General features: G+C 56.5%; 14 protein-coding genes. 5 read left to right on the top strand and 9 right to left on the bottom strand.

Translation table 11 applies throughout. The annotated features are described in order from the left end of the window. Positions 1 to 14: 14 nt before the first annotated feature. On the top strand, positions 15 to 1376 hold the full coding sequence (locus tag GCE01_RS09730; protein ID WP_099212658.1) for a sodium:solute symporter: 1362 nt from the start codon (positions 15 to 17) through the stop codon (positions 1374 to 1376). Here the strand turns inward: GCE01_RS09730 and GCE01_RS09735 are convergent. The 4 genes from GCE01_RS09735 to hpnD form a co-directional block, all read right to left on the bottom strand. After that, a complete protein-coding gene (locus GCE01_RS09735; protein WP_099212659.1) occupies positions 1344 to 1976 on the bottom strand; it encodes a phosphorylase family protein in 633 nt (210 codons plus the stop codon). The genes GCE01_RS09730 and GCE01_RS09735 overlap by 33 nt on opposite strands. After that, positions 1976 to 3964 (bottom strand): squalene--hopene cyclase, encoded by a 1989-nt coding sequence (gene shc / locus GCE01_RS09740; RefSeq protein ID WP_099212660.1) that lies wholly within the window; start codon positions 3962 to 3964, stop codon positions 1976 to 1978. Before shc ends, GCE01_RS09735 begins: the two co-directional genes overlap by 1 nt. Before the next feature lie 73 nt (positions 3965 to 4037). Further along, positions 4038 to 5333, bottom strand: a complete 1296-nt coding sequence (gene hpnE / locus GCE01_RS09745; protein WP_099212661.1) for a hydroxysqualene dehydroxylase HpnE — start codon at positions 5331 to 5333, stop codon at positions 4038 to 4040. A gap of 5 nt (positions 5334 to 5338) precedes the next feature. After that, a complete protein-coding gene (gene hpnD, locus GCE01_RS09750; RefSeq protein WP_099212662.1) occupies positions 5339 to 6214 on the bottom strand; it encodes a presqualene diphosphate synthase HpnD in 876 nt (291 codons plus the stop codon). 136 nt (positions 6215 to 6350) lie between these two features. Between hpnD and GCE01_RS09755 the strand changes: the two genes are divergently transcribed. Together GCE01_RS09755 and GCE01_RS09760 are read left to right on the top strand one after the other, a co-directional pair. Next, positions 6351 to 6794: a cupin domain-containing protein gene (locus GCE01_RS09755; protein WP_064272913.1), complete on the top strand. Its 444-nt coding sequence runs from the start codon at positions 6351 to 6353 to the stop codon at positions 6792 to 6794. A gap of 83 nt (positions 6795 to 6877) precedes the next feature. Continuing rightward, positions 6878 to 8053, top strand: coding sequence for a pyridoxal phosphate-dependent aminotransferase (locus tag GCE01_RS09760; protein ID WP_099212663.1), 1176 nt, complete (start codon positions 6878 to 6880; stop codon positions 8051 to 8053). A 39-nt stretch (positions 8054 to 8092) separates the two neighbouring features. Here GCE01_RS09760 and hpnC read toward each other — a convergent pair whose 3' ends face one another. The 3 genes from hpnC to hpnA are packed head-to-tail and all read right to left on the bottom strand — an operon-like array spanning position 8093 to position 11087. Next, positions 8093 to 8953: a squalene synthase HpnC gene (gene hpnC / locus GCE01_RS09765; protein ID WP_099212664.1), complete on the bottom strand. Its 861-nt coding sequence runs from the start codon at positions 8951 to 8953 to the stop codon at positions 8093 to 8095. Further along, the gene (locus GCE01_RS09770; RefSeq protein WP_086633216.1) at positions 8950 to 10092 is read right to left on the bottom strand and encodes a glycosyltransferase; all 1143 of its coding nucleotides are present in this window, start codon (positions 10090 to 10092) and stop codon (positions 8950 to 8952) included. The genes hpnC and GCE01_RS09770 overlap by 4 nt, the downstream gene beginning before the upstream one ends. Further along, positions 10092 to 11087, bottom strand: coding sequence for a hopanoid-associated sugar epimerase (hpnA, locus tag GCE01_RS09775; protein ID WP_099212665.1), 996 nt, complete (start codon positions 11085 to 11087; stop codon positions 10092 to 10094). Before hpnA ends, GCE01_RS09770 begins: the two co-directional genes overlap by 1 nt. 138 nt (positions 11088 to 11225) lie before the next feature. Here hpnA and GCE01_RS09780 point away from each other — a divergent pair, with 138 nt between their 5' ends. Continuing rightward, positions 11226 to 12395, top strand: a complete 1170-nt coding sequence (locus GCE01_RS09780) for a lysylphosphatidylglycerol synthase domain-containing protein (RefSeq protein WP_099212666.1) — start codon at positions 11226 to 11228, stop codon at positions 12393 to 12395. Further along, entirely contained in the window at positions 12395 to 13273 is an 879-nt protein-coding gene (locus tag GCE01_RS09785; protein ID WP_099212717.1) for a prephenate dehydrogenase/arogenate dehydrogenase family protein, read from the top strand. Before GCE01_RS09780 ends, GCE01_RS09785 begins: the two co-directional genes overlap by 1 nt. Before the next feature lie 47 nt (positions 13274 to 13320). Here the strand turns inward: GCE01_RS09785 and pyk are convergent, their stop codons facing one another. Then, positions 13321 to 14751 (bottom strand): pyruvate kinase, encoded by a 1431-nt coding sequence (gene pyk / locus GCE01_RS09790; protein WP_086633219.1) that lies wholly within the window; start codon positions 14749 to 14751, stop codon positions 13321 to 13323. Positions 14752 to 14775: 24 nt separating this feature from the next. Continuing rightward, positions 14776 to 15708 carry an SH3 domain-containing protein gene (locus GCE01_RS09795; protein WP_174694826.1) on the bottom strand — a complete coding sequence of 311 codons (933 nt, stop codon included), beginning with the start codon at positions 15706 to 15708 and terminating at the stop codon, positions 14776 to 14778. Positions 15709 to 15737 lie beyond the last annotated feature (29 nt).

Below are 15737 nucleotides of genomic sequence, written 5' to 3' on the forward strand. Positions count from 1 at the left end.
ACAGAACGGACAGGATGATCCAGAGCCTTACTGTCATCCTGCTTTACCTCGTGTCGTTGCCGCTTTTTGCGCTCACTCTGGCGCGGCAACCTCATAAAGATCTTCCGCCTTGGGCTATCTGCCTTTCGTTAGTTGCAACCGAGACGTCCACACTGACGATCGTCAGTGTTCCTGGCGTGGCATACCTGCATGGATATGTTTTTCTGGGGTTGGCAGTCGGGTATCTGCTCGGACGCGTGGCTGTCGCCTGGTGGTTTCTGCCTCTGCATGAGCGGGGTGCGACATCCATCTATCGGTATGTCGGTCAGCGGTTCGGAATACGTCTTCAGAAACTGGTGTCTGGCACGTTCCTGCTGACGCGCCTTCTTGCCGAAGGCGTGCGTTTGTACGCCGGCATGATTCCGGTTTCCCTGTTGTGTGCGAGTATCGGCTATCCCATTCCGGATATTGCCCTCCTTATGGGGATTGTCATTCTCACGCTGGCTTATACGCTGGCGGGCGGTCTGAAAGCTGTCGTCTGGTCCGACACGCTTCAATTGCTTCTTTATCTCGGCGGCAGTGTCGCGTGTGGGGTCGTGCTGTTCAGCCGCTCAGGGACTGATATTTTTCATGTAGCTCCCATGTTTACCGCGGGATTGCCAGCCTTCACGAATCCTTTTTCCGTAGCCGGAGCTGTTGTCGGCGGCGCAATTCTTTCCCTTGCCTCACACGGTACAGACCAACTCATGCTTCAGCGTTGCCTTGCAGCAAAGACGCTCAAAGGCGCGCGGGCAGCGATGATTGGAAGTGTGTTTGTCGTGGCGTTGCTGTTCGCCCTGCTCTCATTTGTCGGGGTGGGGTTAAGAGCACTTTGGCCTGATTATCATGGTGCTCCAGATGCACTCTTCCCGCAGTTTGTTCTGACATTGCCCCCTATTCTGCGCGGACTGCTCGTAGCTGGCATTCTTGCTGCGACAATGGGATCTCTTTCCAGTGCCATGAATTCAATGGCAGCCGCCACAAAAAGCGATTTTTTTCCAAAGAAGAAGCTGTCCCTGCGGACGGCGACGTGTTTCTGGGCCGTTCTGCTTGTTGTGACCGCGCTCTCTTTCTCTCACCCGACTGGCTCTGCCGTCGTGTTCGGGCTCTCAATCGCGTCTTACAGCTATGGTGCAACACTTGGAGTGTTTTTGCTGGCTATGGTCGGACATTCACGAGATGAGGCAAATGGGATTGCCGGTTTTATAACAGCCGTTGTTGTTTTGGCCGGTCTGGCGATGGTCAGAATTGAAGGTCATCCCATCGCCTTCCCTTGGCTGGTGCCCGCAGGCGTTCTGGCGACTTTTGCGGGAGCTAGGGTTTTCTCACAGCTGCGGCGGATGGGCTTCCAGAAATAAGGCCATTGCTTTCTGCGCCATGGCAGCGTCCTTGCCCAGCTCGATGAGCGCAGGAATCTGCGATGGCTGCCTGACGAGAGAGGACAACAGTCCGCCAAGATGGATGGCGCCATCCTTGAGGCCATCCCGTGCAGCTGGCGGTAAGTTTCGTGATGAATCGTCGCAGACGACACGAAGGACTGCGAAAGGCTTGCCGGTTCTGGCTATTGCGCCGCTTTCCATATCGACGGCGATGCAGCCTGTAGTCTCGTAGAGACGGGATTTTTCTTCCGCCGTTTCGATGAGGCTGTCGCTATGAAAAATGCGCCCTTGACGAGCATGGTCTGCCCCGAACTGCTTGCTCAGACCCGCATCGGCCTCGTAACTTGTACCGGTCATGACAACACAATCTGCCACGATAATCGTGCCCGGTTTTACGCTGGTTGATAGTCCGCCAGCGCATCCGAAAGATAGCAGACGTGTTGCTCCAGCGCGCAGAAGCCTCTCGGCTCCTGCCACAGCGCCTGATGCTGTAGCATTGCTCAAAGCAATCGGTGCGTCCGGCAGGAAGCGGCGAATGATGCGCGCTTCCTGCTTCATTCCCACTAGAACACCTAGCATCAGAAACCGTATTCCACGCGACCGGTGTTGCTGGTTCCCAGATTGCGGTAACGCGAAAGAGCCTGAAGCGGGAAGAACTGCTTGTAGCCGTGATAGCGGAGGTAAAATACCTTCGGGAAGCCAACAGCGTTATAGGCGTCTTCCTGCCATTCGCCGTTATCATCCTGCTTTGATGTCAGGAAGTTGATGCCACGCTTGACGGCTTCACTGTCACGGCGGCCCACAGCCATCAAAGCGAGAACAGCCCAGGCGGTCTGTGACGGCAGGCTCTCCTTGTACGTACCTGGAGGCGCGCCTTCATAGGTTGCGCAATCTTCCCCCCATCCGCCATCTGCACGCTGCACGTCTTCCAGCCATGTGACGGCGCGCTTCACCATCGGGTCATCATAGGAGATGCCCGCAATGTTCAGAGCGCAGAGAACAGACCAGGTGCCGTAGATATAGTTCGTGCCCCAGCGACCGAACCAGCAGCCTTCTTTTTCCTGCTCTTTGCGCAGGTAATCCAGTGCCTTGTCGATGACTGGCCGGTCTTCCGGATGGCCAAGCTGACACAGGAAAGAAATGCACCGTGCGGACACATCGGCAGTTGGTGGGTCCAGAAGCGCGCCATGATCCGAGAAGGGAATATGGTTCAGCATTTCGAGATCATTATCGATGTCGAACGCGCCCCACCCACCATTGGTGCTTTGCATTCCAATGATCCATTCCCGTGCGCGTTCAATGGCTTCACGGTTCTCTTCAGGATCAACGCGATGCAGAAGCATGCCGACAACAGCCGTATCATCCACATCCGGGTAGTAATCGTTTTCGTACTGGAAAGCCCAACCACCCGGACGTAGATTGGGTGTGTTGACTGCCCAGTCTCCTTTGACATTCAGGATCTGGCGGTCCCGCAGCCATTCAGCACTTTTCTTGAGCTTCGCGATGGTTTCGTCCCGTTTGGTGGGATGAGCACCGGATGCCGCTTCCATCATGGCAAGCCCTGACAGTCCTGTATCCCACACAGGTGAGACGCAGGGCTGACAGTAAATTTCGTCTTCTTTCTGAACAAGAAGGTCCTGAATGGACTCCCATGCCGTGACCACGCGCGGATCGCTGTCGGGCACGCCAAGCGCGCGATACATCATGACCACGTTGGCCATGGCAGGGTAGATCGCTCCAAGGCCGCCACGACTCAGGCGTGGTTCGATAAAGCTGATGGCAGCCTTGATGGCCTTCTCATGGATGCGGTTAGGGATGAGCGGCAGGACAGGCCGAAGCGCAGAGTCCAGATGTTTGAAAGCCCGTCCCCAGATTGAGCGGTATGGACCCCGGATCCAGTCCTTGACCAGCTCAGGTGGTTTGACGAACAGTTCCTGAATATGAATGCCACGTGGATTGATGGCAGTAGGCTTCATAGCCCCCACTGCCAGCATCGGCGCCAGCACACATCGTGACCAGTACGACATGTTCCAGACTGAGAAGAACGCCTTCCGCGGGAGCAGCATGAGCTCAACCGGCATGACAGGCGTGGCATCCCAAGGCACTTCACCATACAGGGCAAGCTGAATGCGTGTGAACACATTGGACCGGGCGGCCCCGCCGTGGTCCAGGATGGCTTCGCGGGCGCGACGCATATGTGGCGCGTCTATACTGTCCCCGATGGCCTTGAGCGCGAAGTAAGCTTTTACACTTGCGGACAAGTCAAAGCCGCCGCCAAAATAAAGCGGCCAGCCCCCATGTTCGCCCTGAATACGGCGCAGATAAACGCCGATCTTGTCCTGCTTTTCCTGATCAATACGATCAAGATAATGCTCTAGCAGAACGTATTCGGCAGGAATTGTAGCGTCTGCCTCAAGTTCAAAAACCCAGTGTCCGTCGTCTTTCTGGCGATTGCCCAGAGCGGCATGGGCCCCCTCAATGGCGCGGTTGACGTTTTCGGCGTCGACAGGCTTGTGGGAAAGGGTCTCGCTCACACGGTCCTCCTTTTCATCAGGATAGATCAGCATTGTTCAGGTCTCCCGGGACATGCAGCCCTCATTATCGGGAGTTGTGTTACAGCCATGGTTTGGAGAGCACTCATCACGTTTCCGTGTTTTTCACGGCAGAACGGAAACCCAGAGCGCTGACAGCTGCCAGCCCGGATTGAATGGCCCCTTCGATTGTTGAGGGAAGCCCCGTATCCGTCCAGTCTCCCGCCAGCGCCATATTGGCGGTATCTGTCTTCGCTTTGGGGCGACGCCGGTTTTGCTCTGGTGTCGCGGCGAATGTCGCTCGTTTTTCCCGTAGCAGCCGAGCAGGTGGCATCGCGACAGGGAGTGGCTGAGGCAAAATGGGATCCAGTGCGCGCCGGATTTCAGACCAGATCGTGGCAAGCATCTCGTTGCTGTCGCGATCTGCGTAGCGATTAGCGGCGCTAACCGTGACGGAAAGGACGTCGCCTTTCAGAAAGATCCACTCCGAAATACCACCCACGAGACCTACAAAGCCTGCCTGAGCGACGACACCCCTCGCCTCTACGGGCGCGGCAAGTTTGAAATGCGCGTTTGCAATGCTCTCGAACGCGTCTGGCACAACCAGTTCCGGCAATAGGTTCTGGGTAACCGGAGCGGGTGTAGTGACAATGACGTGGTCTTCTGGGCCAAGCTCAATGCGGCCTTCCGTCGTCTCAATGGCAGTCGCGCGGCCATTCTCTCTGATGATGGTACTAACACGGACGCCCGTGCGGACCGTCGCATGATACCGGTTCAGGTATGAAATCGCTGGGTCGACCAGTGTTTCAGATAGGCCAATTTTTGGGAACCAGGGGCAGCAAGCCATACCGCCTTGTGCCAGAGACTTCCGGATGACGTTTCCCAACAGCAGTGCACTACCAGTGTGCAGGTCTGTGTTCAGAACCGAGATGGCGAAAGGCTCCAAAAGGCGCCGGCTTAGCTGACCGGGCTTCAGGCACTCTTCCACAACGGTCGTGTCATCAGCTTTCAGGAAGCGCCCGAGGGATGCCAGTTCGGAAAGCTTCATCCCTGGAACGCGGCGACCGCCGGGTAATGCCCAGAATGGGACTTTTCCTTTGGAAAGCCGAAGTGTCCAAGCCAGATCTTCTGCCAGATCATAGTAAGGAAAGATCGGAATACCGGGGCCTGCCAGTGTGTGACGGGCGCCGAGAATATCCAGATACCGGAATGTCAGGCCGTTGGCCGACAGCAGCAGATGGTTGCCGTTGTCGATCAGGGTATCGAGCGTGCGGTCATGAAAAGAGCGTGCGCGTCCGCCACAGGCAGGGCCCGCTTCGTAAATCGTGACCTGGGCCTGGGCGGCAAGTTCTACGGCAGCAGACAGGCCGGACAGACCTCCGCCAATAATATGAACGTGGCTCATGGGGCTTACTTCACGTATGCCGCCAGAGCGCGGACTGCCCTCCAGCCCTTACTGACTTTTGGAGAAAGCTCCGGATTTTTCCATCCACGCTTTTCGAGTGCGTTCAGGACTGGCTCATAAGACGCTGCCATCATGCGTGCTGGACGCATGGCGGTGCTGTTGCATTCTTTCATTGCACGGCGCGCTTCCCGGAAATGATCATGAGCACGGCGGCTCAGGATACGGGCCACATCATCCAGGCCATGTGCGTACAGAGCTTCTTTCGGATTGGTGGGTACGTTGAAGCGTTCCAGCAGTTCTGACGGAAGGTACAGCCGGTCCCGCGCTGCATCTTCAGCAATGTCGCGCAGAATGTTGGTAAGCTGGAGAGCGCGACCCAGATGTTTGGATACACGGTCAGCAGCGGCGGAAGAGTCGCCGAAGGCACGAACCGAAAGGCGACCTACGGCTGACGCAACGCGATCGCAATACAGATCCAGGGTTTTCTCGTCAGGTGCAACAATGGGGGCACCGCAGTCCATGGCCATACCGTCAATAACAGCATGGAAATCCTTGGCCTGAAGCTGGAACCGGAAAATAGCTGCTACCAGAACACGATCGAGTGCGTCCTGCGTTTCCCCCTGATACAGGCGGTCTATACGTTCATGCCATTCCTGCAGGGCCTGTGCGGGGTCAGCGACATTTGTGTCACCATCCGCAATGTCGTCGACCTGCCGGCAGAACGCATAGATTGCAAACATGGCCTGCCGTCTCGCAGCCGGTAAGACCTTCATACCTCTGGCAAAAGACGTCCCGGAAGCTGTGACAATGTGCGCAACATGGTCAAGATCGGCCTGCGCGCAGGGAAGACCAGAAAAAGCACGCGCCCTGCTGAAAACCATGTCTGTCACCTGTTCTGTTTCAGAAATTCTGCGTTCTAGCCCCAAACCGGGATGTCACAAAGCCGACACGAACGGAATGGGATCCCATACGTTTGTATGATGCCAAATGGCAACACTCTGCCCAAAGGAGTATCTGATGAATTTCCGTTTGTCTCTGATCCTTCTGTCCTGCCTGACTGCGGGTTCAGTTGCCCATGCAGAATCGTCGACAGCCACCGCCCATGCTGATCACCTGCTGAACGCATCCCATTCTTGGAACGGAGTAACCTACACGCCGTATTCCACCTCTCAGCCAGAACTGAGTATGATCCGGCTCACCATTCCGCCTCACACGGCCCTGCCCTGGCATGTCCATCCATTTCCAAACGCTGGTTATGTCCTGCAGGGAACGCTGAAAATTGAAGACCGTGAGAGTGGCAAAACCAGAACCTTTCATCAGGGCGAAGCCTTTGCGGAGTCAGTGAATGATGTGCATCGTGGTGTGTCAGGAGATGTCCCGACCGTTCTTCTGCTGACCTATGCGGGCGTTGAGGGGAAGCCGACCTCTATCCCCGTGGACAAGCAGAAACCGGAATACTGAAATCCGATTTCATTTCGGGCTTTGACAGACAGATCGTTTCGTTTCTAGTATGTTTTCAGACACACTAGGAGCGTGAGCCGAGCATGACCGACTGCCTGTCCCCTGAAGCAAAAGACGATCTTCTCTCACGCGGTTATTCCCGTCGTAGTCTGGGCCGCGTGGCTGCACTGATGAGTGCAGGCATGGCAGTTCGGTCCCTTGTTGGGCGCGCGGAGGCTTCCCCCCTCACCGCGCTGCCGCCCGGTGATGTCACCAAAATGGTCCGCATCGGCAGCAATGAATGCTGGACAGGTCCTTTTCCAGCCGCTGCCAAGGCGGGTGCCGCTGCCGTTTTCGAAGGAAACCGGTATGATCCGAGCGGCCATACCCGCGAAGATCTGATCCGCACAGCCGCCAAGATCGACAACGTTCCAGAAAATTGCATTCTGCCATGGGGCGGTTCGTCCGACCCGCTCTGTCGTACGATCGTGACGTTCTGTTCCCCGACGCGTGGTCTGGTCACCGCTGACCCAAGCTACGAAGCCGGATGGGTGGCTTCTGAGTGGCTCAAGATTCCGTTGGCCAAGGTGCCGCTGGACGCATCGAACGGTTATAAAACCGATGTGAAGGCGATGCTGAAGGCTAATCCGAATGCCGGCGTCTACTACATCTGCTCACCGAACAACCCGACCGGCACCATCACGCCGCTGGAAGATATTCGCTGGCTCGTTGCGAACAAGCCGAAAGACTCCATTGTTCTGGTTGATGAAGCCTACATCCATTTCTCTGACGCCCCGAGCGCCGTTTCGCTCGTTGCTGAAGGACGCGATGTAGTTGTCCTGCGGACCTTCTCGAAGATGTTCGCGATGGCTGGCCTGCGACTTGGCTTCAGCATGGCTCCTCCGGCCCTGCATGAGAAGATGATGCGCTATGATGGTGTGAACCAGACTCACATGCTGCCGATCCCTGCGGTCATCTGCGGTACGAAGAGCCTGACCATGGCGTCGGATATTGCGGCACGCCGTCGTGAGATGGATGCGGCACGCGCCATGACCTATGAGCACCTTCAGAAGAAGGGCATCAGCTTCATTCCGTCTGATGCGAATATGTTCGTTATTGACTGGAAGCGCCCTGCTGCACCGATCAAGGATGCTTTCCTGAAGGAAAACATTATCATTGGTCGCTCTTGGCCGATCTGGCCGAATGCCTCCCGTATTACGGTCGGCTCCATGAGCGACATGAAAAAGTTCTGTGCAGCGCTCGACCGTATTATCGGCTGATCTGCCTGAGGGAAGGTCTGAAGCCTTCCCTCATCCTATTTAGTTCGACGGAAAGTATCGCATAGCCAGAAGCAATGCCTTTACGCCGTCTGATTTCGTAAGGGACACACGTTCTGCGACAGGGTCCTGACGCCTTAGTTTGCGCGTCAGAATATGCGAGAGCTCTACGATAACAGCAGCTTCAAGCCGCATCCGGCGATCCTTGATCAGCATCGGTAGTCCGCGGGCTTCGCGATTCAGCGTGTCTACGCCATCCAGCATTCTATCAAAAACGCTGCGCAGACCTGGTTTGCTTCGAACAAGCCGAAGATCGTCGATTGTTACGCCTTCTTCTTCGAGCCAGGGAAGCGGAATGTAGCATCGATCCAGCGTTTTCAGATCTTCAGACGCATCTTGAAGATGGTTGATGATTTGCAATGCGGAGCACAAAGCGTCTGATGGCGCCAGGGTCTCCTGCCCTTCTGCGTGTAGCAGCAGAAGAAAGCGCCCAACCGGGTTGGCCGAATACCGGCAGTAATGCAGGAGTTCCTGCCAGCTCTCATAACGTGTCTTTTCTGCATCCATACAGAATGCTTCAAGAAGATCCGTTGCCGTCTCCAGAGGAACGCCTGTTTTGAGAAGCACCTCTCTTAATTTTACGGCTGTCTGTGCATCTGCTCTTTGAGGCGCCTGAATTTCCCCCCGAATGACGGCAGCCATCCCTTTCAGCCGCGCAATTTTCTGCTGCGGCGTCAGGTCAGGAGTGTCCACCATGTCATCGGCGACGCGGGCAAAATTATAATATGTGTGAACATATGGGCGCAGGCGCCGGGAAATCAGTAGAGAGCCGACGGGAAAATTTTCGTCAGTTTTGCCTTTGGCGGAGGTGACGTCTTTCGTCCCCCAGATGTCTTCTGTCACGATGCCTCATCCGTATAGGAACGATTTTTCCAGCGTACGCCGACGCCTCTATGGTGGTCTATGGCAGAACCAACGGTGGCAGCCATATAAAAAGCCGCAACGAATGGCAGCGGTAATGCTCGCCATAACGGAAGACCGAACCGCTTCAAAGTCGGCAGGAAGGTTGCGCAAGACACGAGATAGGTCAGAAGTCCGACTTTCCTCGTACGCCCCTTGCCAAAAAGTGCCAGACCGACAGGGAGAAGCCAGATCAGCGTCATTCCTAGAATGGTCGCCAGCAAAAGTAATGGAGACTGGCGAAGCTGGACGTAAGCTGTCCGGGCAATCATTTCCCAGATGTCTTTGGCTCCCCGATAGGGACGAACTGACCATGCAAGCTCGCTATGACCCAAATAGAGCCTGCCCCCCGATCGTTTGACATGCGCTGCGAGCGTGCAGTCATCAATCAGCGCGCCACGGATGGCTTCGATGCCACCGATCCGCTCCAGAGCGCGTCGACGGAGAAGGATTGTTCCCCCTGCGGCTCCTGCAATGCGTGACCGTTCACTGGCCGTCCATGCAAACGGATAGAGCATGGCGAAGAAATAGACGAAAGCCGGAACAAGAAACCGCTCGGCTGAACTTTCGCAGTTAAGGGCAACCATCTCTGAAACCATGTCGAGATCGTCTTCACGCGCCTTGGCCAGAAGGGTGGCCAGGTGCTGGGGCGCATGCATGATGTCGGCATCGGTAAACAGAATGTAGCCGTAAGGCCCAATATGGTTCAGGGCCTTTTGGGCGCCCTGGTTAACTGCCCACAGCTTGCCACTCCATCCGGGTGGTCGTGGGGCACCAGTAAGAACAATAAGCCGGTTATGAGGATCGGGAACGGCGCGTGCCAGATCTCCCGTTCCGTCCGTGCTGTTGTCATCTACGAGAATGACAGAAAGTTTGCCGTCGTAGTCCTGCTGCAAAAGAGATGTCAGACACGACTGGATAGACTCAGCTTCGTCACGCGCCGGCACCACGATTGCAACATCCGGGGCGCATGGGGGCGACGAACCTGCTTTGAGAGTTGGGCCACCCTGCCAGAATTTTCCATGGAAGAGTGAAAGATAAATCCAAGCCCCAAGACTGGTAAGTGCGCTTCCAAACAGCATTATTTCATACGTCCATGCAGGCGGAACCATGAAATCGCATCCGCGATCGCATCCCGTGCAGGGCGCGGCGCATAGCCCAGTTCTCTTTGAGCCTTGAGCGATGAGAAGAACATGAGCTTCCGGGACATGGCGAGTGTTTCGCGCGTCACGCGGGGCTCAATCCCGAATCCTCGTGCGAGCCATTCAGAAACGACCGCGACTGGATAGAGCCAGGATTGCTTGAGCTTGACCCGAGGCGGCTTGACGCAGGCAATTTCGCTGGTGAGCCTAAAGAGGTCTCCCAGCATCATGTTCTCGCCACCGAGAATATATTTTTCGCCAATTTTTCCGCGTTCCAGAGCCAGAACATGGCCTTCTGCGACATCGTCTACGTGAACGATGTTCAATCCGGTCTCGACGTATGCGGGCATCCGGCCGGAGGCGCAGTCAAGAATCATCTGCCCGGTGGGGGTTGGCTTGATATCGCGCGGACCAATCGGCGTGGACGGATTGACGATAATCGCTGGAAGACCTTTTTCCCGGACCAGCTTCAGCACTTCTTGTTCCGCACGATACTTGGACAGTTTGTACGTGCCAATGACACTGGTTTCCGTGACGTATGTTTCCTCGTCAGCAGGTGTGCCGTCTTTGCTCAGCCCAAGCGCCGCTACGGAAGAGCAGTAAACGATCTTTTCTACCCCGGCCTCAAGAGCTGCGAGCATCAGGTTCCGTGTGCCGTCTACGTTCGCTTTCATCATGACCGAAGGGTCCGGGACCCAGAGTCGGTAATCGGCAGCGACGTGAAAGAGGATCTTCACACCTTTGAGAGCGGCAGGAAGGGTCGTCGGATCAGACAGATCCCCGATGGCAAGTTCCGCGTCGAGCTCTGCAATGTTGGAACGGTCCGAGTTTTCCCGAACGAACAAACGCAGGCGGTGCCCACGTTCCCGGAGTACGCGGGCAACAGCAGAACCAACGAACCCGGTAGCCCCTGTAACGAGTGTGACATCGTTCATGGTGGCAATCTTCTCCTCGGCTCATCAGCAACAGGTTGAAATTTTTCGGCCACCATACTGCCGGTGGCTTTCGGGGGAAAGCATCTGCAAGGCTGGAATATTGCAGAGCTGTGAGTTAGAGCGTGTTGCGAACGGTATGTGACGAAGACGTTGAAAAAAACTCTCCCTATTATTCTCTCCCTTCTGGGTGTGGCTCTTTTCACATTCATTGCCGCCAAGGCAGGCATCCAGCCAGTCATGGAAGCTCTTGGAAAAGTTGGCGTCGGAGGTTTCTTCCTTCTGGTGCTGATCCAGCTTGTTCTGGATGTCGGTCTCGGCCTCGCCTGGAAGGCAGCCGTACCGCAGATTGGTCTGGCACGATTGACCGGCGCGCGATTTGTCCGCGATGCAGCCGGTGCCTGCCTGCCCTTTTCCCAGCTTGGCGGAATGGTCCTCGGCGTTCGTGCAACCCTGGCAGGGCATCAGGCTCGGGACGTTGATGGCGAAGATCTTCACTGGCCGGAAGGTGTGGCGGCCAATCTGGTCGACATCACAACAGAGGTTCTGGGGCAGATCGCCTTCATTCTTGTTGCGATTCTCTGCCTCGTTGGTCATCAGGGAGCCGCGCGGTTTATCTGGCCTCTGATGGGCGGCATGGTGCTGCTCTCTCTCGGCATTGCCGGTTTCATCTGGACGCAGCACCGCGGCGGATCGATGGTACGCAAGGCCGCCATGTTCTTCGGGCGTCATATCGCCTCTGACTGGCGAGAAAGCCTCATCGGAAATACAGACATTTTTCAGGCGCGGCTGGAATCGCTTTGGGGGCGCCCGGATCGCATTATGCTGGGCGCGATCGTGCATTTCAGTTGCTGGGTCGGTGGTGCAGCAGCCACATGGACGGCTCTGGAGCTGTTAGGTGCTCACGTCGGGTTTTTGTCTGCTCTCGCCATTGAAGGCGTGGTGTGTGGGATCATGTCAGCAGGCTTCCTTGTTCCGGCGGCTCTTGGTGTGCAGGAAGCCGCCTATGTGGCGCTCGGCCTCATTTTCGGAATAGACTCACAGATCTCCCTCAGCCTGTCTCTGCTCCGCCGTGGGCGTGATATCCTGATCGGTATCCCCGTTCTTCTTGGATGGCAGGTTGTAGAGATGAATCGTCTTCGCAAAGAACGGGCTACCCTTGCCGGCACTCCTGACGACACCGTTACGTCGGTGCTGAAAAAAGCCAGAACGTCTGCGATGGCTGGGGCTGCGGGAAAAGACGGATCATCTCATCAAAAAGCTGAAAAAGAGGACGACGCCGCTTTCGCAACCGCGCCGCGCGTTCTGTGATGCCCCTTTTCCGTTCCCTGGCCGTTATTGGTCCCGGTCTGATCGGTTCCTCTGTCCTGCGGCGGGGGAAAGAAATGGGCACGCTAGCGGATACGCTGATCGCGGCTGATATTAGCCCTGCCGTTCTTGATCGCGTCCGCGAGCTTGGATTTGCAGACGTTGTTACAGACGATATGGCGCTGGCAGCGCAGGCTGACTGCGTGATGATCTGTGTTCCCGTCGGTGCAGTAGAGGCGACAGCGCGCGCTATTCTGCCTCACATGCGACCGGGAGCAATCCTCACGGATGTTGCATCTGTACGCGGAAAACTCGGCCCTACGATACAGGCACTCCTGCCCGCCGGTGTAGACTATGTCCCGGGTCACCCCATGGCTGGAACCGAGCACTCAGGGCCGGACGCTGGTTTTGCAACGCTTTTTGAGAACCGCTGGTCGCTGCTCGTGCCGCCAGAGGGCGCAAATGAGCTTGCTATAGGAAAGATCCAGAAGCTGTGGGAGCTTTGTGGCGCTCGCACAAAAATTCTTCCTGATGACAAGCATGACCGTATCTGCGCCATGGTAAGTCACCTTCCCCATCTGCTGGCTTTTACGATCTGCGATACGGCGGATAATCTTTCCGAAGAAATCCGCGCAGCCGTTCTGGACTATGCCGCCTCAGGTTTCCGTGATTTCACGCGTATTGCGGCTTCTGATCCCGTCATGTGGCGAGACATCTTCATCGCCAACAAGGATGTCTTGTTAGAGACCTTGGATCGCTTCGTTGCAGATGCTCAGGGTATGGCGCAGGCGATACGTGCAGGGGATGAGGACGCAATTACAAGCCGGATTGAGCGAGGTCGAGCAATCCGGCGGACACTGATCGAAAATCGACAGGCTTGAATATTTTCCCTTCCTGAAAAATAGCAGGAAGGGAAAATTCTTTAAAATCAGGCCGTTGTGATGCGAAGCGTATTTGTGCTTCCAGCCACGCCGTAAGGAAGCCCTGCCAGAACGATAACGTGGTCCCCGCTGCGACAAAGCTTCATGGACAGCGCCATGGCAGCCGTCGGAGCTGCCAATTCCTCAATGCTCTGAGCAATGTGCTCTTTCTCTACGACCTGAGGGAAGACACCCCATACGACACAGAGACGGCGAGCCACTTCCTGATGAGGTGTAACGGCCAGAATCGGGCAATGAGGACGTTCACGAGCCATGCGCAGGGCGCCACCACCGCCTTGTGTCCGAACGCCAATGGTCCGGGCATTCAGCGCGGTGCTAACTTGCCAGGCGGCCTGAACAATTGCGTCCTGAACCGTTCCTTCCGGCTTTGGGCGGGAGCGGTCCATGCGCAGACGCCATTCGACGTCCTGCTCAACACGAGACGCAATACGCGCCATGATGGACACTGCTTCGATCGGATATTTGCCAGCAGCACTTTCAGCCGAAAGCATCACAGCATCGGCGCCATCATAGACAGCGTTGGATACGTCGGAAACTTCGGCGCGTGTTGGCGTTGGGCTTTCGATCATGCTTTCCAGCATCTGCGTCGCCACGATAACCGGACGGCACTGACGACGCGCTTCAGCAATAGCGCGCTTCTGGGCGACTGGTACTTCTTCCGGAGGCAGTTCAACACCAAGATCGCCACGCGCCACCATGATCGCGTCTGAGAGACGAACGATCCGCTCCAGGTCATCCATTGCCTGTGGCTTTTCGAGCTTCGTCACAATTGCTGCGCGGCCTTTGGCAATATTGCGTGCTTCTTCGACGTCTTCAGGGCGCTGTACGAAAGAAAGCGCAATGAAATCCACACCGAGAGAAAGCGCGAAGTCAAAGTCCTTGCGATCTTTCTCGGTCAAAGCCGGAATAGGAAGCGTCACGTCAGGGACATTTACGCCCTTGCGTTCAGACAGCTTGCCGCCAATAACCACTTCCGTTTCCAGAGCGCCTTCAATGACGTTGACAACGCGCAGCTTGAGCTTGCCGTCATCGAGCAGGAGGTGGCTGCCTGGCTTGGCGGCAGAAATGATTTCAGGGTGTGGAAGGCAGACGCGGTCTACCGTGCCGGGTGTTCTGTCCAGATCCAAACGGAACGGCTTTCCTTCTTCAAGGATAACCGGACCATTTTCAAAAACACCTACGCGCAGTTTCGGCCCTTGAAGATCGGCAAGAATGGCGAGTGGTCGACCAACTTTTGCTTCTGCTGCCCGGATCGCCGCATGACGCTCGCCGTGGTCTTCATGGGCGCCGTGGGAGAAGTTGAGACGGAAGACATTTACCCCTGCTTCAGCCAGAGCAAAGATCATCTCAGGCGAGGACGATGCCGGGCCAAGAGTTGCGACGATCCGCGTACGGCGATGATGGGAGCTGGATGTCATGTGTTGGCGTCCTCGCAAGAAAAATCAGTTGGATTGAATCGTCTCTCCTGGGAGAAGTCCCCAGAACAGACGACGTGGCAGCCATCCCTCGTAGCCTTTGACGACGACGTGGCACCATTGAGAACTTTGTGGGCAGGCTTTGATGTTGCCCACGGTTCCCGGCTGGAGGACAGCAACCACGCTACTGTCTTCCTCCGGATGGCTCATGAGGAGAACATCACTTTTATGCGCGCGGGCTTCGTCCTGCGTCTCGACGTGACCCAGAACGCGTGCATCTGCGCGGCCGATGTGGTCTCCGTCCTTGGCGGAAGCCTCTCCCGTCTGAGCTTTCACGCCTTCAGGCGGCAAGCCCGGAATAACGAAAGTTCGGCTGCCGTACAGCGTTGCCTGATGGACCCATCCCTTCTGGCCGTCGGAGTCTTCGACAAGTCGCCAGACATCGAATTCACGCTCGATCTGAACAGGGAGGCCACGGCGATGATAGACCCAGTCGATGGGATAGCGATCACCCGGGCCACGCCGCATATAGACCTTGTCCGCACGTAGAGCAGCGTATCTGGGGAGAGGTAGCCCCGTGTTGCTCCCTTTATCGGTCGGGTCGGTGGGCGGCACATCTGGCGTTGCTGCTGCGGTTGCGGGCTGGCTCGCGGCCGCAGCGGCTGCTGCCGCCCCGGCTCCGGCCGCCGTTACAGGCGCGATATGCTTGCCCGAACCGTGATGCGATGCGTGATGAGTCGTCTTGACGGCCCCTGCATTGTCATTTTTGGCTTTTGCCGATTTCTTTTTCGCATGGGCTGTCTTGGCAGCGGCAGAGGTGTCGGCTTTAGCCGTGTGCTCATGCTTGTGATGGCGCGCTTCTGCGGGGTGAATGGCCAGCAAAGCTGTGCCAGTCGTGACAGCCAGCAGAAACTGACGGCAGCGCAGTGTTCGGGACAGAGGGGTGACAAGCGTTCTCATGACCGCATCCCTGCCAAGGGTGAAGGGTT

The organism is Gluconobacter cerinus (genome assembly GCF_002723935.1).
Classification (GTDB): Bacteria; Pseudomonadota; Alphaproteobacteria; order Acetobacterales; family Acetobacteraceae; genus Gluconobacter; species Gluconobacter cerinus.

What these genes read in the sequence shown, in the direction of transcription:
- GCE01_RS09755 (WP_064272913.1), top strand. Translation starts at nt 6,351, where the DNA reads ATGAATTTCCGTTTGTCTCTGATCCTTCTGTCCTGCCTGACTGCGGGT.
- GCE01_RS09730 (WP_099212658.1), top strand. Translation starts at nt 15, where the DNA reads ATGATCCAGAGCCTTACTGTCATCCTGCTTTACCTCGTGTCGTTGCCG.
- hpnA (WP_099212665.1), bottom strand. Translation starts at nt 11,087, where the DNA reads ATGAACGATGTCACACTCGTTACAGGGGCTACCGGGTTCGTTGGTTCT.
- shc (WP_099212660.1), bottom strand. Translation starts at nt 3,964, where the DNA reads ATGCTGATCTATCCTGATGAAAAGGAGGACCGTGTGAGCGAGACCCTT.
- hpnD (WP_099212662.1), bottom strand. Translation starts at nt 6,214, where the DNA reads ATGGTTTTCAGCAGGGCGCGTGCTTTTTCTGGTCTTCCCTGCGCGCAG.
- GCE01_RS09735 (WP_099212659.1), bottom strand. Translation starts at nt 1,976, where the DNA reads ATGCTAGGTGTTCTAGTGGGAATGAAGCAGGAAGCGCGCATCATTCGC.
- GCE01_RS09770 (WP_086633216.1), bottom strand. Translation starts at nt 10,092, where the DNA reads ATGCTGTTTGGAAGCGCACTTACCAGTCTTGGGGCTTGGATTTATCTT.
- GCE01_RS09785 (WP_099212717.1), top strand. Translation starts at nt 12,395, where the DNA reads ATGCCCCTTTTCCGTTCCCTGGCCGTTATTGGTCCCGGTCTGATCGGT.
- GCE01_RS09795 (WP_174694826.1), bottom strand. Translation starts at nt 15,708, where the DNA reads ATGAGAACGCTTGTCACCCCTCTGTCCCGAACACTGCGCTGCCGTCAG.
- GCE01_RS09760 (WP_099212663.1), top strand. Translation starts at nt 6,878, where the DNA reads ATGACCGACTGCCTGTCCCCTGAAGCAAAAGACGATCTTCTCTCACGC.
- hpnE (WP_099212661.1), bottom strand. Translation starts at nt 5,333, where the DNA reads ATGAGCCACGTTCATATTATTGGCGGAGGTCTGTCCGGCCTGTCTGCT.
- pyk (WP_086633219.1), bottom strand. Translation starts at nt 14,751, where the DNA reads ATGACATCCAGCTCCCATCATCGCCGTACGCGGATCGTCGCAACTCTT.